At 68.3% G+C, this 14,416-nt stretch carries 16 protein-coding genes; 12 read left to right on the plus strand and 4 right to left on the minus strand.

Features of this window, described 5'->3' with window-relative positions; genetic code table 11:
- Positions 1 to 2,178 carry an AAA family ATPase gene (locus G6N32_RS24625; protein ID WP_115318501.1) on the plus strand — a complete coding sequence of 726 codons (2,178 nt, stop codon included), beginning with the start codon at positions 1 to 3 and terminating at the stop codon, positions 2,176 to 2,178.
- Positions 2,179 to 2,193: 15 nt separating this feature from the next.
- Here G6N32_RS24625 and G6N32_RS24630 read toward each other — a convergent pair whose 3' ends face one another.
- Positions 2,194 to 2,643 carry an SRPBCC family protein gene (locus tag G6N32_RS24630; protein WP_115318500.1) on the minus strand — a complete coding sequence of 150 codons (450 nt, stop codon included), beginning with the start codon at positions 2,641 to 2,643 and terminating at the stop codon, positions 2,194 to 2,196.
- A gap of 58 nt (positions 2,644 to 2,701) precedes the next feature.
- Between G6N32_RS24630 and G6N32_RS24635 the strand changes: the two genes are divergently transcribed.
- Both G6N32_RS24635 and G6N32_RS24640 read left to right on the plus strand, forming a co-directional pair.
- Entirely contained in the window at positions 2,702 to 3,115 is a 414-nt protein-coding gene (locus G6N32_RS24635) for a DUF1707 domain-containing protein (protein WP_115318499.1), read from the plus strand.
- 119 nt (positions 3,116 to 3,234) lie between these two features.
- The gene (locus G6N32_RS24640; RefSeq protein ID WP_115318498.1) at positions 3,235 to 3,627 is read left to right on the plus strand and encodes a hypothetical protein; all 393 of its coding nucleotides are present in this window, start codon (positions 3,235 to 3,237) and stop codon (positions 3,625 to 3,627) included.
- On the opposite strand, the gene G6N32_RS24645 is transcribed toward G6N32_RS24640, so the two are convergent.
- A complete protein-coding gene (locus tag G6N32_RS24645) occupies positions 3,624 to 4,226 on the minus strand; it encodes a TetR/AcrR family transcriptional regulator (RefSeq protein ID WP_115318497.1) in 603 nt (200 codons plus the stop codon). The genes G6N32_RS24640 and G6N32_RS24645 overlap by 4 nt on opposite strands.
- A gap of 21 nt (positions 4,227 to 4,247) precedes the next feature.
- Here G6N32_RS24645 and G6N32_RS24650 point away from each other — a divergent pair, with 21 nt between their 5' ends.
- The 8 genes from G6N32_RS24650 to G6N32_RS24685 all read left to right on the plus strand — a co-directional run bounded on the left by G6N32_RS24650 (position 4,248) and on the right by G6N32_RS24685 (position 11,873).
- Positions 4,248 to 4,640, plus strand: coding sequence for a hypothetical protein (locus G6N32_RS24650; RefSeq protein ID WP_115318496.1), 393 nt, complete (start codon positions 4,248 to 4,250; stop codon positions 4,638 to 4,640).
- A gap of 169 nt (positions 4,641 to 4,809) precedes the next feature.
- Positions 4,810 to 7,710: a Na+/H+ antiporter subunit A gene (locus tag G6N32_RS24655; RefSeq protein WP_115318495.1), complete on the plus strand. Its 2,901-nt coding sequence runs from the start codon at positions 4,810 to 4,812 to the stop codon at positions 7,708 to 7,710.
- The gene (locus G6N32_RS24660; protein ID WP_115318494.1) at positions 7,707 to 8,177 is read left to right on the plus strand and encodes a Na(+)/H(+) antiporter subunit C; all 471 of its coding nucleotides are present in this window, start codon (positions 7,707 to 7,709) and stop codon (positions 8,175 to 8,177) included. Before G6N32_RS24655 ends, G6N32_RS24660 begins: the two co-directional genes overlap by 4 nt.
- A gap of 31 nt (positions 8,178 to 8,208) precedes the next feature.
- Positions 8,209 to 9,810, plus strand: coding sequence for a Na+/H+ antiporter subunit D (locus G6N32_RS24665; protein WP_115318493.1), 1,602 nt, complete (start codon positions 8,209 to 8,211; stop codon positions 9,808 to 9,810).
- The gene (locus tag G6N32_RS24670; protein WP_115318492.1) at positions 9,807 to 10,352 is read left to right on the plus strand and encodes a Na+/H+ antiporter subunit E; all 546 of its coding nucleotides are present in this window, start codon (positions 9,807 to 9,809) and stop codon (positions 10,350 to 10,352) included. Before G6N32_RS24665 ends, G6N32_RS24670 begins: the two co-directional genes overlap by 4 nt.
- On the plus strand, positions 10,349 to 10,624 hold the full coding sequence (locus G6N32_RS24675) for a monovalent cation/H+ antiporter complex subunit F (RefSeq protein WP_115318491.1): 276 nt from the start codon (positions 10,349 to 10,351) through the stop codon (positions 10,622 to 10,624). Before G6N32_RS24670 ends, G6N32_RS24675 begins: the two co-directional genes overlap by 4 nt.
- Positions 10,621 to 10,971: a monovalent cation/H(+) antiporter subunit G gene (mnhG, locus tag G6N32_RS24680; RefSeq protein WP_115318490.1), complete on the plus strand. Its 351-nt coding sequence runs from the start codon at positions 10,621 to 10,623 to the stop codon at positions 10,969 to 10,971. The genes G6N32_RS24675 and mnhG overlap by 4 nt, the downstream gene beginning before the upstream one ends.
- Positions 10,968 to 11,873 carry an SAM-dependent methyltransferase gene (locus G6N32_RS24685; RefSeq protein ID WP_115318489.1) on the plus strand — a complete coding sequence of 302 codons (906 nt, stop codon included), beginning with the start codon at positions 10,968 to 10,970 and terminating at the stop codon, positions 11,871 to 11,873. The genes mnhG and G6N32_RS24685 overlap by 4 nt, the downstream gene beginning before the upstream one ends.
- Before the next feature lie 14 nt (positions 11,874 to 11,887).
- Here G6N32_RS24685 and G6N32_RS24690 read toward each other — a convergent pair whose 3' ends face one another.
- Entirely contained in the window at positions 11,888 to 12,850 is a 963-nt protein-coding gene (locus G6N32_RS24690) for a TIGR03564 family F420-dependent LLM class oxidoreductase (protein ID WP_115318488.1), read from the minus strand.
- A 103-nt stretch (positions 12,851 to 12,953) separates the two neighbouring features.
- On the opposite strand from G6N32_RS24690, the gene G6N32_RS24695 reads away from it, so the two are divergent.
- Entirely contained in the window at positions 12,954 to 13,853 is a 900-nt protein-coding gene (locus G6N32_RS24695) for a LysR family transcriptional regulator (RefSeq protein ID WP_115318487.1), read from the plus strand.
- 33 nt (positions 13,854 to 13,886) lie between these two features.
- Here the strand turns inward: G6N32_RS24695 and G6N32_RS24700 are convergent, their stop codons facing one another.
- Positions 13,887 to 14,399 (minus strand): DinB family protein, encoded by a 513-nt coding sequence (locus G6N32_RS24700; RefSeq protein ID WP_163789432.1) that lies wholly within the window; start codon positions 14,397 to 14,399, stop codon positions 13,887 to 13,889.
- Positions 14,400 to 14,416: the final 17 nt, after the last annotated feature.

A 14,416-nucleotide genomic window follows, 5' to 3' on the forward strand; every position in this document is an offset into this window, starting at 1 on the left:
ATGGCGCCGTCCAACCTGGCGCTGACCGCACGGTTGAACACCTCCGCGCTGGACTCCCGGCGCGGTGTGGTGCGGCTGCATCCGGAGGCTCTCGCCGCGCTCGGCATCCGCGAGTGGGATGCGGTGTCGCTCACCGGCTCCCGAACCACCTCCGCAGTCGCCGGGATCGCGCCGGCAGATGTCCCGGCCGGCACCGCGCTACTGGACGACGTGACGCTGTCCAACGCCGGCCTGCGCCAGGACACCACCGTGCTGGTCGCCCCGGTCACCGTGTATGGCGCACGGTCGGTCACATTGCGCGGCTCCACGCTGGCCACCCAGTCGGTCTCGTCGGCGACATTGCGCCAGGCGCTGCTCGGCAAGGTGATGACCGTCGGTGACACGGTGTCGCTGCTCCCGCGCGACCTTGGTCCCGGGACGTCCACCACCCAGGCCAGCTCGGCGCTGACCTCCTCGGTGGGTATCACCTGGACGTCGGAATTGCTGACCGTGACCGGCACCGATCCGGCCGGACCCGTTAGCGTGCAACCGAATTCGTCGGTCACCTGGGGTGACGGTCTGACGCCGGCGGCCGGTGCGTCCGGGCCCACCGCGGCGGTGAGCCAGCCGACGACGTGGCCGGAGGCCCCGGCGGTGTCGATCGACGACCTCAAGGGCCAGCACGTGCAGGCCGGCCGGCTCACCGAATGGCTCAAACTCGCGCTCGATCAACCGGAGCTGCTGGAAAAGCTCGGCGCGAAGCCGAATCTGGGCGTCCTGGTCACCGGTCCGGCGGGGGTCGGCAAGGCGACCCTGGTGCGAGCGGTGTGCGCCGGGCGACGGTTGGTCGAGCTCGACGGGCCTGACACCGGGGCCCTGGCCGCGCAGGATCGGCAGCGCGCTGTTGCCGATGCGGTCGCCACCGTCACCAACGGCGGTGGCGTGCTGTTGATCACCGATATCGACGCGCTTCTGCCCGCCCCGGCCGAACCGGTGTCAGCGATGATCCTGACCGAGCTGCGCAAGGCGGTCGTCGCTCCCGGCGTCGTGCTGGTGGCCACCTCCCAGCAGCCCGACGCGGCCGATCCGCGGCTGCGCGCACCGGATCTGTGTGACCGCGAGCTGGGCCTGAGCCTGCCCGACGGCGCCACCCGCAAGGCACTGCTGGAGGTGCTGCTGCGCGATGTGCCGGCCGGCAGTCTCACGCTGGATGAAATCGCCGATCGCACGCCAGGATTCGTTCGTGCCGACCTGGCCGCCCTGGTCCGGGAGGCCGCCCTTCGGGCCGCCGCCCGCGCCAGTGAGGACGGCAAGCCGCCTGCGCTCACCCAGGACGATCTCACCGGCGCGCTGAGCGTGATCCGGCCGCTCTCGCGCTCGGCCACCGAGGAGGTGTCCGTCGGATCGGTGACGCTCGACGATGTAGGCGACATGGTCGAGGTCAAGCAGGCGCTGACCGAGGCGGTGCTGTGGCCGCTGCAACATCCCGACACCTTCGCCCGCCTCGGCGTCGAGCCGCCCCGGGGTGTGCTGCTCTACGGCCCGCCCGGCTGCGGCAAGACATTCGTGGTGCGCGCACTGGCCAGTTCCGGCCGGCTGTCTGTGCACGCGGTGAAGGGCGCCGAGCTGATGGACAAATGGGTCGGTTCCTCGGAGAAGGCCGTGCGCGAATTGTTCCGTCGGGCAAGGGATTCCGCGCCATCACTGGTCTTTCTCGACGAGATCGACGCACTGGCGCCGCGGCGTGGACAAAGCTTCGATTCCGGTGTCACCGACCGGGTGGTGGCCGCGCTGCTGACCGAGCTCGACGGTATCGAGCCGCTGCGCGACGTCGTCGTGCTCGGCGCCACCAACCGGCCGGATCTGATCGACCCGGCACTGCTGCGCCCCGGCCGGCTGGAGAAGCTGGTGTTCGTCGAGCCGCCCGACGCCGACGCACGCCGCGAAATCCTGCGCACTGCAGGCAAATCCGTGCCGTTGTCGTCCGACGTCGACCTCGACGCGCTGGCCGGCGAACTGGACGGATACAGCGCGGCGGACTGCGTGGCACTGCTGCGCGAGGCGGCCCTGACCGCGATGCGCCGCTCGATCGACGCCGCCGACGTCACCGCTGCCGATGTGGCCAGGGCCCGCGAGACGGTGCGGCCGTCATTGGATGCGGCGCAGGTGGAGTCGCTGCGGGAGTTTTCCGAACGGTGACGGTGCCGCGGGCCGCTAGGCCTGTTCGGCTAACGCGGCGAGCCGGTCGACCGAGGCCGCCAGTTTGTCCGCAGTGGTGGCGCGCGCTCGGGGCAGACGTTCCGGGTCGGTCAACTCGGTCCAGTCATAGGTATGCGTGACGACGGTGGTGCCGTCGTCGGCGGCGTCGAGTTGCCAGCGCCAGAGGTGGCCCGGTTGGGCCCCGCCAGGGGGCGCGGGCCGCCAGGCGATCAGCCGGCCCTCGTCGAACTCGACGACGTGGTTCTCCCGGTCCGCGCCCTGGGTGAGGGTCGTGGTGAAGACGTCGCCGACGGCGCGTACCCGTTGACCCTGAGCCGCTTGGGCGAGGTTGTCGTTGCCATCCCATTCCGGCTGGCGCGCCGGGTCGGCGATCAATTCGAAGATCCTCGCGGCGGGTGCGGAAATCCGTCGGGTGGCACTGACGATTCTGTCCTGCTCAGCCATGCCCCAATTCAACAACACCCGTTGACAGTCCACTTATGACATGTCAGAGTTGGACGGTATGACCACTACCGTCGCCCGGGTCGGAGACCGCGACCGGGAGAACACCGCTGAGCTGCTGTCCCATGCTCTCGCCAAGGGTTACATCGACCTCGCCGAGTACGACACCCGTGTCCAGGCGGCGTTCGCCGCGCAGAACGCCGAGGAAATACGCCGAGTCCTCGCCGACCTTCCCGTCGACCACCTGCGACGTAGCGACCCCCGCCGCGTGGCCGCCCGCAAGCAGGCCGCTCGAGTCTCGCTGCGGCTGCACGCTGCCGGATATCTGGCGATGGTCACGATCGTCGTGGCGGTCTGGTCGGCGGTGGCCCTCACTACCGGCGAGACCGCGTACTTCTGGCCGGTGTGGCCGATACTGGGCGGCGCGATCGGCTTGCTGGGCCACGTGCTTCCGGTGCGGACTTTCTGCCGGTAGTCCGATTGGGGGACACCGGTTTCCTCCCGCCCACCCTCCGATCGGCTGATGCGCAGCCGTCACCGTCTACGGGATCCTTACTGGCACTTGGCAGATACCTCGAGCGCAGAAGGACACCCATGAACGCGACGATGACCGTGATACCGGATCACCAGGACCCCTGGGGACCGAACCACGACGGGTGGGAGTTCGAGCTGACCAACACCACCGACCACGATCTGGTGTTCGTCGCAGACATCACCACCAACGTCGCTAGCTGTCCGTCCCGGATCCCTTCGGGCGCAACGGGATTCCTCAAAGGCACACGGCGCGTCACGGGCGGTCCGGCGAACTGTAACTTCGCCTACCGGCATCCGGATCATGTGTTCGACGCCGGCGGCATCGCCATCGTCGCGAGCGCCGACGCCAAGCGCGCCCGCATGACGGCAAACGCATCGGGCACGACCGACGTCCTCTACACCGGCAGTCCTGATGTCAACGGCGTGCAGACGGTGGTCTACATGCAGCGCTAGGCGCCATCCTCGGGCAAGCGGGCACTCAACAGAGCCCGAACAGCCGCCGACAGATCGGCCCGCGCCCACGTCGGCATCCCCTCGTCGTGCGCGTGTCGCCGCACCACCGCGTAGGGCAGGTCGACGACCGCCCGGGTGACGGCGTCGACAGCGCGGGCGTCATCGCGACCGTAAAGCTGGCGAGCCAGCTCAGCCACCCGGTCGGTCAGGGGCGCGTTCATCGCCGTCAGCGTCGCCGTGAATTCCGGGTCCGGCTGGGCGTCGCGGAGATCGCCGGGCCGGATCGCCAACAGCACGCGCGCGTCCTCGTTGCATTCCGTCGCGAATTCGAGCGCAGCCAGGGCCATCGCAACCGCAACCTCCAGCGGATCCGACCCGGCCGCAGCCATCGCCCGGGACTGGAAGCGGGTGAGGGCGCGCAGCCACACCGCCGTGACCACCGCGTCGCGATTGCCGAACCGGTGGTACAGCGTGCCCACCGGGGCACCGCTGGCTTTGGCGATGGCCGCGACGCTCGCCGCGCGAGGCCCCTCCGCGAGGACCAGGCCGCGCGCCGCATCCAGGATGACGTCGGTTTCGTGCTTCCGCGGGGGTGCCACGATCTAGTACAGTCCTTCTATATGGAACGTTTGCCCTATATCGACGAGCATGCCATAACGGTCGCCGCGGACCGGGCAGCGACGTGGCACGCCGTGCTGCGGACGATGTGCAGCAATCCCGACGACCCCGAGACGGTGCCGTTCGGATTCGCCCTCGAGGCCGCCGAGCAAAACGAACGCCTCGCCCTCACCGGACGGCACCCGTTCTCGGTCTATCGATTGATCTTCCTGCTCGACGACGATCCGGCCGGCGGCACCCGGCTGGCGGCGCAGACCTGGGCGGCCTTTCCGGGATTCACGGGCAGGATCTACCGCGCCTTGGTGATCGGATCCGGCGGACACCGGGTCGTCGTCCGTAACATGCTGAAACGTATTGCTCGACAAGCACTTTCAGAGCCATCGCCGCGGCGCTGAGCACCACGGCATCCCGACCGGACATTCTGCGCACGAGTCAACCACGTAGACTGCACGAAGGAACTAGCCGAAAACCTTTGGCTGACACCCCGACCGGCCGGTAGATCATTGACGCGCTGGCGTCGACTAGATCGACGACGCGCTCGCGCGTCCATTAGAGCGGAGTGCCATGCTCGTCATCCTGATCGCGCACGCGATTGCCGCCGCCGTGGCGCCGGCTCTCGTGTGGCGATGGGGGCGGCTGGCGTTCTACCCGCTGGCTTTGGTGCCGGCGGGCTCTCTGGTCTGGGTGGGGCTGAACTGGCCGCAGTCCGGGCGCCCGGCCCCAACCGTGAACATCCCGTGGGCGCCCGAGCTGTCGATGAACATCACTCTGCGATTCGACACCCTGACTGCGGTGATGAGTGTGCTCGTCCTGGGCATCGGGGCGCTCGTGCTCTTCTATTGCGCGGAGTACTTCCACCACCGTGACGGACACACCGAGAACCGGTTGCCCAGCTTCGCGGCCGAACTCGTCGCATTCTCCGGAGCCATGTTCGGACTGGTGGTCAGCGACAACATGCTGCTGCTCTACACGTTCTGGGAACTGACCACCGTCTTGTCATTCCTGCTCGTCGGGCACTACGCGGAGCGGGCCACCAGCCGTCGCGCAGCCATGCAGGCTCTGTTGGTGACCACCGCAGGCGGGCTGGCCATGCTGGTCGGCATCGTGATCCTCGGCCACTCCGCCGGCACCTATCTGCTCTCGGAGCTGGTGGTCAAGGCTCCGCACGGCACCGCTGTCGCCGTAGGCGTCGTCCTGGTCCTCGTGGGCGCACTGTCCAAGTCCGCGATCGTGCCGTTCCACTTCTGGTTGCCCGGCGCAATGGCCGCGCCGACCCCGGTCAGCGCCTACCTACACGCGGCCGCAATGGTCAAAGCGGGCGTCTATCTCATCGCCCGGCTCGCGCCCGGGTTCGCCGACTCACCGGGATGGCGCCCCACCGTCATCACCCTGGGCGTGCTGACCATGTTGCTGGCCGGATGGCGCGCGGTCCGCGAGAACGATCTCAAGCTGATCCTGGCGTTCGGCACGGTCAGCCAACTCGGATTCATCACGGTGATGGTGGGTGGCGGCGGTCAGGATCTGATGCTGGCCGGGCTGGCCATGCTGTGTGCGCACGCGCTGTTCAAGGCGACGCTGTTCATGGTCGTCGGCGTCATCGACCATTCCACCGGCACCCGCGACATTCGCAGGCTGGCGTGGCTGGGCCATCGCATGCCGGGTCTGTTCGTCATCGCTGCGGCAGCGACCGCCAGCATGGCCGCCATCCCACCATTCCTCGGGTTCGTCGCCAAAGAGGCCGACTTCGAGACCATCGCGCACAGCCAATCGCTCGGCGCGTGGGCACCGGTCGTGCTCGCCGGCGTGGTGACCGGGTCAGTGTTCACAACGATCTACAGTCTGCGATTCCTGTGGGGTGCTTTCGCGCGCAAGGGATCTCACGAGCCGACGACGCTGGTGGCCAACCTGCACCGCCCGAAGGTGAGCTTTCTGGTGGCGCCCGCGATCCTGGCTGCGGCCGGCTTGCTCTTCGGCCTGGTGCCCAGCCGGCTGGACACCACACTGGACGGCTACGCGGCAACCATGCCGGCCGCCGGCGCCGACGACGGCCACTACTACTTGGCGCTGTGGCACGGGGTGAACCTGCCGCTGCTGCTGTCCGCGCTGGTGCTGGCGATCGGCATCGGGGCGTTCGTCAGCCGCGAACGGCTGCGCCTCGCCCAGCTGGGATCCTGGCTGCCGCTGGGTAACGCCGACCGGATCTACGACGCGGTCATCCGCGGCGCCGACGTCGCCTCGGTCCGGCTGACGGCCGTCACCCAGCGCGGATCGATTCCCGTCACGCAGTCGGTGATTCTGTCGACGCTGGTGTTGTTCCCCGTCGGGGTGCTGGCGTTCGGCCCGCTCGACCGTCCCGAGTTCCGGCTGTGGGATTCCCTGGTCCAGCCGGTGGTCGGGCTGCTCATCCTGGCCGCCGCGGTGGCCGCCACGGTGATGCGCAACCGGTTGGCGGCCGTACTGCTGGTCGGCATCACCGGCTACGGCTGCGGCGCGATCTTCGCCTTCCACGGCGCCCCCGACCTGGCATTGACCCAGTTCTTGGTGGAAACCCTGACGCTGGTCATCTTCGTTCTCGTGCTGCGTACGCTGCCCGCCGAGGCCGAGGAATCGCCGCGCTTCCGGCTCCCCCGGATCGCGCTGGCGCTGGCCGTCGGCGCCACCGTCACCACCCTGGCCGCGTTCGCGATGGCCGCCCGCACCGGCACCCCGATCGCCGATCTGCTGCCCGAGGCGGCCTATGTCCGCGGGCACGGGTCCAACACGGTCAACGTGCTGCTGGTCGACATCCGCGCCTGGGACACCCTCGGGGAAATCTCAGTGCTGGTGGTCGCTGCCACCGGCGTCGCGTCGCTGGTGTTCCGCAACCGCCGCTTCGGCTCCGCGCCGCGGGTGTCCGACGCCGGCCAGCCCGACATCGGGGCGCTACCGGCGCTCGCCTACAGCCCGGCGGCCGGCGACACCACGTGGCTGCGCGGCAGCGAACTGCGCGACCCGCGCAACCGCTCGCTGGTGCTCGAGGTCGCGACCCGGCTGATCTTCCCGTTGATCATGGTGCTGTCGGTGTACTTCTTCTTCACCGGACACAACACCCCCGGCGGCGGATTCGCCGGGGGGCTGACCGCCGGCCTGGCTTTGGTGCTGCGTTACCTGGCCGGCGGGCGCTACGAACTCGGCGAGACATTGCCGCTGGACGCCGGAAAGATCCTGGGGGCGGGTCTGGCGCTGTCGGGCGGCACCGCCGTCGGCTCGATGCTGCTGGGTGCGCCCGCGTTGTCCTCGGCGGTCATCTCGCTGCACCTGCCGCTGCTGGGCTCGGTGAAGTTTGTCACCGCCCTGTTCTTCGACCTCGGCGTGTATCTGATCGTGCTGGGCCTGGTGCTCGATGTGCTGCGCAGCCTCGGCGCGCGCATCGACGAGGAACTGGCCACCGCCGCCCGCCCCGCGCTGAGGGCGAAAGCCTCATGATCGTCTACCTGGTTCCGCTGATCATCATTGGTGGTCTCACCAGTTGTGGTGTCTACCTGTTGCTTTCACGCAACCTGACCCGGATGCTGCTGGGCCTGCTGCTGACGGGCAACGCGGTCAACCTGTTGATCCTGACCGTCGGCGGCGAAGCCGGCAATCCACCCATCCGCGGCCGGACCAGTGGCGCCGAGACGACGACAGCCGACCCGCTGGCCCAGGGCATGATCCTGACCGCGATCGTCATCGCGATGGGGATCGCGGCGTTCGTGCTGGCGCTGACCTACCGCTCGTTCCGGTTGACCACCGAGGAGGACGTCGGCAACGATCCCGAGGACACCCGGGTGTCCAAGTTGTCCGACTCCGAAGCGGCCTCGATCGACGAGGACGCACCCCAGCACGTGCCGGAGCGCGACACCAACGAGCCCGACGAACTCGATGCCCTGCCCGGCCACGAGGGGTCGCGATGACAGCCACGCGAGAAGCGAAGCGGGATCGCGCATGAGCACAGCAGGGGTGTTGATGCCGCTGCCGGTCCTGATCCCGTTGATCGCGGCCGCGCTGACGCTCGTCGCCGGCCGCCGCCCACGGCTGCAGCGGCTGATCGCGCTGTTCGCGCTGAGCGGTGTGCTGACGGTCTGCGCGGTGCTGCTGTACCTCACCGACCGCGACGGCACCCAGGCACTGCATGTCGGCGGCTGGGGTCCGACCGATGCGGGACTCGGGCCACTGGGCATCACACTGGTGGCGGACCGCCTTTCGGCGCTCATGCTGGTGGTGTCGGCGATCGTGCTACTGGCGGTGGTGTTCTACGCCATCGGGCAGGGCATCCGGGACGGCGACGAGCGCCAACCGGTGTCGATCTTCCTGCCCACCTACCTGGTGTTGTCCGCCGGTGTGTGCACCGCGTTCCTGGCCGGTGACCTGTTCAACCTGTATGTCGGTTTCGAGGTGCTTCTGTCGGCGAGCTTCGTGCTGCTGACCATCGGTGCGAGCAAGGAACGGGTCCGCGCCGGCATCTCCTACGTGATGGTGTCGATGGTGTCGTCGCTGATCTTCCTGATCGGACTGGCGCTGATCTACGCGACGACCGGAACGCTGAACATGGCGGAGTTGTCGCTTCGGCTGCAGGACGTCACCACCGGCACCCGCAGCGCCATCTTCGCGGTCCTGCTGGTCGCGTTCGGCATCAAAGCGGCGGTGTTTCCGCTCTCGGCGTGGCTGCCGGATTCCTACCCGACCGCACCGGCCCCGGTCACCGCGGTGTTCGCCGGGTTGCTGACCAAAGTCGGTGTGTACGCGATCATCCGGGCGCACTCGCTGCTCTTCCCCGCCGGCCGGCTGGACAACGTGCTGCTGATCGCGGCGCTGCTGACCATGCTCGTCGGCATCCTCGGCGCGATCGCGCAGAGCGACATCAAACGTCTGCTGTCGTTCACCCTCATCAGTCACATCGGCTACATGGTGTTCGGCATCGCACTGTCCAGCCGGCTGGGCATGTCGGGGGCGATCTACTACGTCGCCCATCACATCATCGTGCAGACCACCCTGTTCCTGGTGGTCGGACTGATCGAGCGGCAGGGCGGGGCGTCGACGTTGCGCCGCCTCGGCGGCCTTGCCGCGGCCAGCCCGTTGCTGGCATTCGTGTTCGTGGTGCCGGCCCTCAACCTGGGTGGTATCCCGCCATTTTCGGGCTTCATCGGCAAGGTGGCGCTGCTCGAGGCGGGTAGCGCCAACGGATCGGTGCTGGCCTGGCTGCTGGTCGCCGGGTCGGTGGTGACCAGCCTGCTGACGCTGTACGTGGTGGCCCGGGTGTGGACCAAGGCGTTCTGGCGAGCACGGGTCGACGCACCCGAAGGCGCGCTCGCCGACTCCGCACCGTCGGTTCTGCTCGACGACTACGCGCAAGACGTCGCGTTCGACGATCGGGGCGACGTCGGCCGGATGCCGGCCGGAATGCTGGTTCCCACAATGGCTTTGATCGCGGTCGGGCTGGTGTTGACGGTGGCGGCGGGCCCCATTCTCGGCTACACCGATCGTGCGGCCGTCGAAGTGCTCGACCGCGCCCAGTACATCACCGCGGTGCTGGGGGGTTACCGATGAGGACGTGGGCGCTTCGGGTCTGGACCGTGGTGTGGCTGACGCTGGTGTGGTTACTGCTGTGGGGCACGGTCTCGGTGGCCAACGTGCTGTCGGGGCTGGCTGTGGCGCTGTTGATCATCCTGTTGCTGCCGCTGCCGTCGGTGCCGGTTCAGGGCCGGTTACATCCGTTGTCGCTGCTGCGGCTGGTGCTGCATGTCGCATGGTGGTTGACGCAGTCGTCGGTGCAGGTGGCCTGGCTGGCGATCCGGCCGGGTAAGCCGCCGCTGTCGGCGGTGCTGCGCGGCCACCTGGCGCTGAAGTCTGATCTGGTGCTGGCCCTGGCGGTCAACATCGTGAATCTGACGCCGGGCACGATCGTCCTCGAGATCGACCAGGCACGACGGCTGGTGTACGTCCACGTGCTCGACGTCGGCTCCCCGCGTTCGGTGGAGCGGTTCTACCGGCAGCTGACCCAGCTGGAGCGGATGCTGATCGCGGCGTTCGAGCGGGACTTCGAATGGCGGCCCGCGGCAAGCGAAGCCGAGGAGGGGGTCCAATCATGACAATCGTATGGGTGCTCTCGGGCGTGATGCTGGTCGCGGCTGCCGCGTTAACGATGATCCGGCTGTTGATGGGGCCAAGCACACTGGACCGACTGGTGGCAGTCGACACCCTGGTGGCGGTGACGATGTGCGGCATCGGCACGTGGGCGGCGTTCAGTCTGGACACCACTGTCACCTACAGCCTGGCCGCCCTGGCGCTGATCAGCTTCGTCGGATCGGTCAGCGTGGCCCGGTTCCGGGTGCCTGACGTAGCGCGGCGGGACGAGTCATGAGCACCCCGGATCTGCTGGCGGGGTTGCTGGTTCTGGCCGGGTCGGCACTGGCCCTGACTGCGGCCATCGGTGTCCTGCGCTTCCCGGACACGCTGACCCGCATGCACGCGGCGACCAAACCACAGGTGCTGGGACTGCTGCTGGTCCTGGCCGGCGCCGCCATCCGGCTCAGCGGCAACGCCGACGTCGGCATGCTGGTGCTGACCGCGATGTTCACCCTGATCACCGCGCCGGTGATCGCGCACCGGGTCGGGCAGCTGGCCTACCGTGAACAACGGGTCAGCGACGGGCTGACAGTCGACGAGATGCGTGCGGACAAGACAGAGGGAGCGAAGCCGGAGCCGTGAGCCGAACCGACGACGACACCTGGGATATCACCGAAGGGGTTGGCGCCACCGCGCTGAGCGTGGCCCGAGCACGGGCGACGGAGACCGGCGCCGAATGCCCGCTCTATGTAGACCCGTATGCCCACTTCTTCGTCGAGGCCGCCGTCGAGGCAGGGTGGCGTTCGCCGTTTCTCGACGAAGACCCGGTGCGGGCACAGGCCATGGCCGCCTACATCGCATCCCGTACGAAGTTCTTCGACGAGTTCTTCACGACCGCCGGCGCCAACGGGCTTGACCAGGCAGTGATCCTGGCCGCGGGCCTCGACACCCGCGCCTGGCGGCTGCCATGGATCAGTGGCACCACCGTGTTCGAGATCGACCAGCCGAAGGTGCTCGAATTCAAGGCGCGGGTGCTGGCCGAGCATCAGGCAAAGCCGGCAGCCGGATACGCCGCGGTGGCAGTCGATCTGCGCCACGACTGGCCAACCGCACTGCGCGAGAACGGTTTTGACTCTTCGATCCCAACAGCATGGTCGGCCGAGGGGTTACTGCCATACCTACCCGCCGCCGCGCAGGACGCGCTGTTCGAGCAGATCGACCAGCTCAGCGCCCCCGGCAGCAGGTTGTCGGTGGAGGCGTTCGGTGAAACGTTCTACTCCGCCGAGCAGCTGGCTCGCCGCCAAGAGCGGATGGCAAAGGCCCGCCGGGACGCGGCCGAGGCCGGCGGTCCGGAGCTGCCCGACGTCACCAGGCTCTGGTACATGGAGGCACGCACCGACGTCGTGAAGTGGCTGACCGAGCGCGGCTGGGACGTCACCGCTACCTCGGCCGTCGACCTCATGGCGCACTACAAGCGGCCCGCACCAGACGATCTCGAGGACCCGGTGCCCGACACCGTCCTGCTGGACGCGCACAAGCTCTGAACCTGCCCCGGCGATCAAGCCGGTGCACGGCGGGACGTCCTCACTCGTGCGCGGGGTGCGGGTAGGTCAGCGGCAACCTCGCACACGCGCGCAAGCGCATCCCGGCCTTTGAGAACCGGCATCAGCACCACGTCGGTGGCGCCTGCGTCGAGGTAGCGCGCCAATCCCTTGGCCACGTCCTGCGCGCTGCCGATCAGGGCGAGATCGGCGACGCTGGAAACCCCTTCCCGAGAATTGATCCGTTGATAGGACGGCACCTGGTCATACATCGCCAGAGTCTCGGCCGCCACCGCCCGCGCGCTGTCGACGTCGTCGGTTATCGCGACATTCACCAGCCCGAACACCTGCGGGGTAGGCCGGCCCGCATCGGCCGCTGCCGCCGTGATCGCAGGAACGATGACCTCGTCGAGCGTGCGTGGTCCCGCGTAGGGCAGCGTCCCGTCGGCCAGCTCTCCGGTCACTCGCAGCGCCTGCGGCCCCATCGCGGCGACGTAGATGGGATAGGGCACTGCCGACGGCAACGCGACCGGCATCACGTGCGGGTCCACGGCGGTGAGGTAAGCGCCCTGGAAGTTCACCGTGCCCATGTCTCGGATCGCGCACAGCACCGTCAGGTACTCCCGAAGTCGTTGTCCCACATGATCGGTGGGCACACCGAAGGCAATCTGTTCGAGCATTGCCACGCCGAGTCCCAGTCCCAGACTGAAACGGCCGCGTGCGGCGGACTGGGCGGTCTGCGCCGCTGCCGCGACGACCAGGGGATGGCGCGGGTTGATCGGGACGACCGAGGTACCAACCCCCAGCTCGGGCACCAGGGCACCCACGATGCCCGCGAGCGCGATCGCATCAAGGTCCAGTTGCTGACCCAGCCACACCTGCCGCACCCCGGCCTCACGCGCCAGGCGCGCCTGGGCGACGGTGTCGTCGACGACGTGGTGGGTGCAACGATCGGGTGTCAGCAGGACTCCGGTTGTCATGGGTCCACCATGCGGGAGCTCACGCGCTCGCGTCCAAAGCCTGTTCTGCATTGCCGGATGCCTGACAAGCATGAGCCCACGTCAGGCGGGCTACGCTTGCCCCATGCCCGGTCCGGCCGATCTCGATCTGCGCGTCGTGCGTTACTTCGTGACCGTGGCAGAACATCGCCACTTCGGCCGGGCCGCCGCGGCGCTGCACATGACGCAACCGTCATTGAGCCGGCAGATCCGCGGGCTCGAAAAGCAGCTCGGCGCAACGCTGTTCGAGCGGACTGCTCAGGGCAGCGTACTGACCGCGGCCGGCGCGACTTTTGCCGGCTACGCCAAGACACTGCTGGAGACCGCCGCCGACGCCGCGGCCCATACCCGTGCGGCTGCCGCGCCTCGGCGCATCGTGATCGGCTACACGACGAATCTGGTCGTGTCCTCGGCGGTGCGCGAGTTGCGGCGACGTTGTCCCGATGCGGAGGTCACCACCGCGCACCTGCCGTGGAACGGGGCGCGGCCGGCGCTGGTCGATCACCGGGTGGATGTCGCTGTGACACGTCTGCCCATCCCCACCGACGGCATCCAGGTCACCGTGCTGTACCGCGAACCGCGGGCGGTGCTGCTGGCGCGCCACCATCGACTGGCCATGCGCGACGAACTCGAGCTCTCGGACATCGCCGCCGAACCGATGCCGCGAACCGGCGACGCGGCCTGGGATACCTTCTGGCGGGCGGAAACTCAGTTTGTGGGCCGGACCGAAGACGGGCCGGTGATCGAGGAAGTGGCGGAGTTGGCCGACTACGTCGCCAGCGGTGCAGGCGTACTGATCGCGCCGGCCGATAGTCGACTACCTGACCTCCACCCGGACCTGCTGGCCGTACCGCTGCGCGACGTCGAACCCGCAGAGGTGGCGTTGGCACGACGCGCAGGCGAAACCAGCGATCTCGTCAGCATTTTCGCCGAATGTGCCGTCAGCCATATCGCCGCGGGCACACCGAGCAGACGGCCCGGCTGAGCACCCGACTGCTTCGGCCTCGGAGGACGGGTTTCAGACCCCGGAGGCCCCATCGATGCATTCACGGATCAGGTCGGCGTGCCCACAATGGCGGGCGTACTCGGTGACCATGTGGGTGTAGATCCAGTGCAGGCTCACCTCACCGCCCATGAAGGGGCTGGTGTCATCGAGCGCCCGGGCAGCGCAGTTCGCGCGCGCGTACCTGACTTCGTCCTGCCAGATCTCCACGGCGGCGCGATATGACGACTCCGCCGTCACTGCGAACCCACCGTCGTGCCCCTCGGGCTGATCAGCTGCTCCGAAAATCGGCGGCACGCTCTCTCCGGCAAGGACGCGACGGAACCAATTCCGCTCCACCTCCGCGGCATGCTGAAGCAAGCCCAACAACGTCAACGGCGACGGCGGCACCGACGCGGAGCGCAACCGGTCATCCTCGAGGCCTTCGCATTTGGTGGCCAAGGTCACGCGGTAGAAGTCCAGCCAATTCTCCAGTGTGGTGCGCTCATCGGCATTCAGCGGCGGCATCGGCCGTTCCATCGACGTCATGCACCGATGGTGTCATC

The organism is Mycolicibacterium aichiense (assembly GCF_010726245.1).
Classification (GTDB): Bacteria; Actinomycetota; Actinomycetes; order Mycobacteriales; family Mycobacteriaceae; genus Mycobacterium; species Mycobacterium aichiense.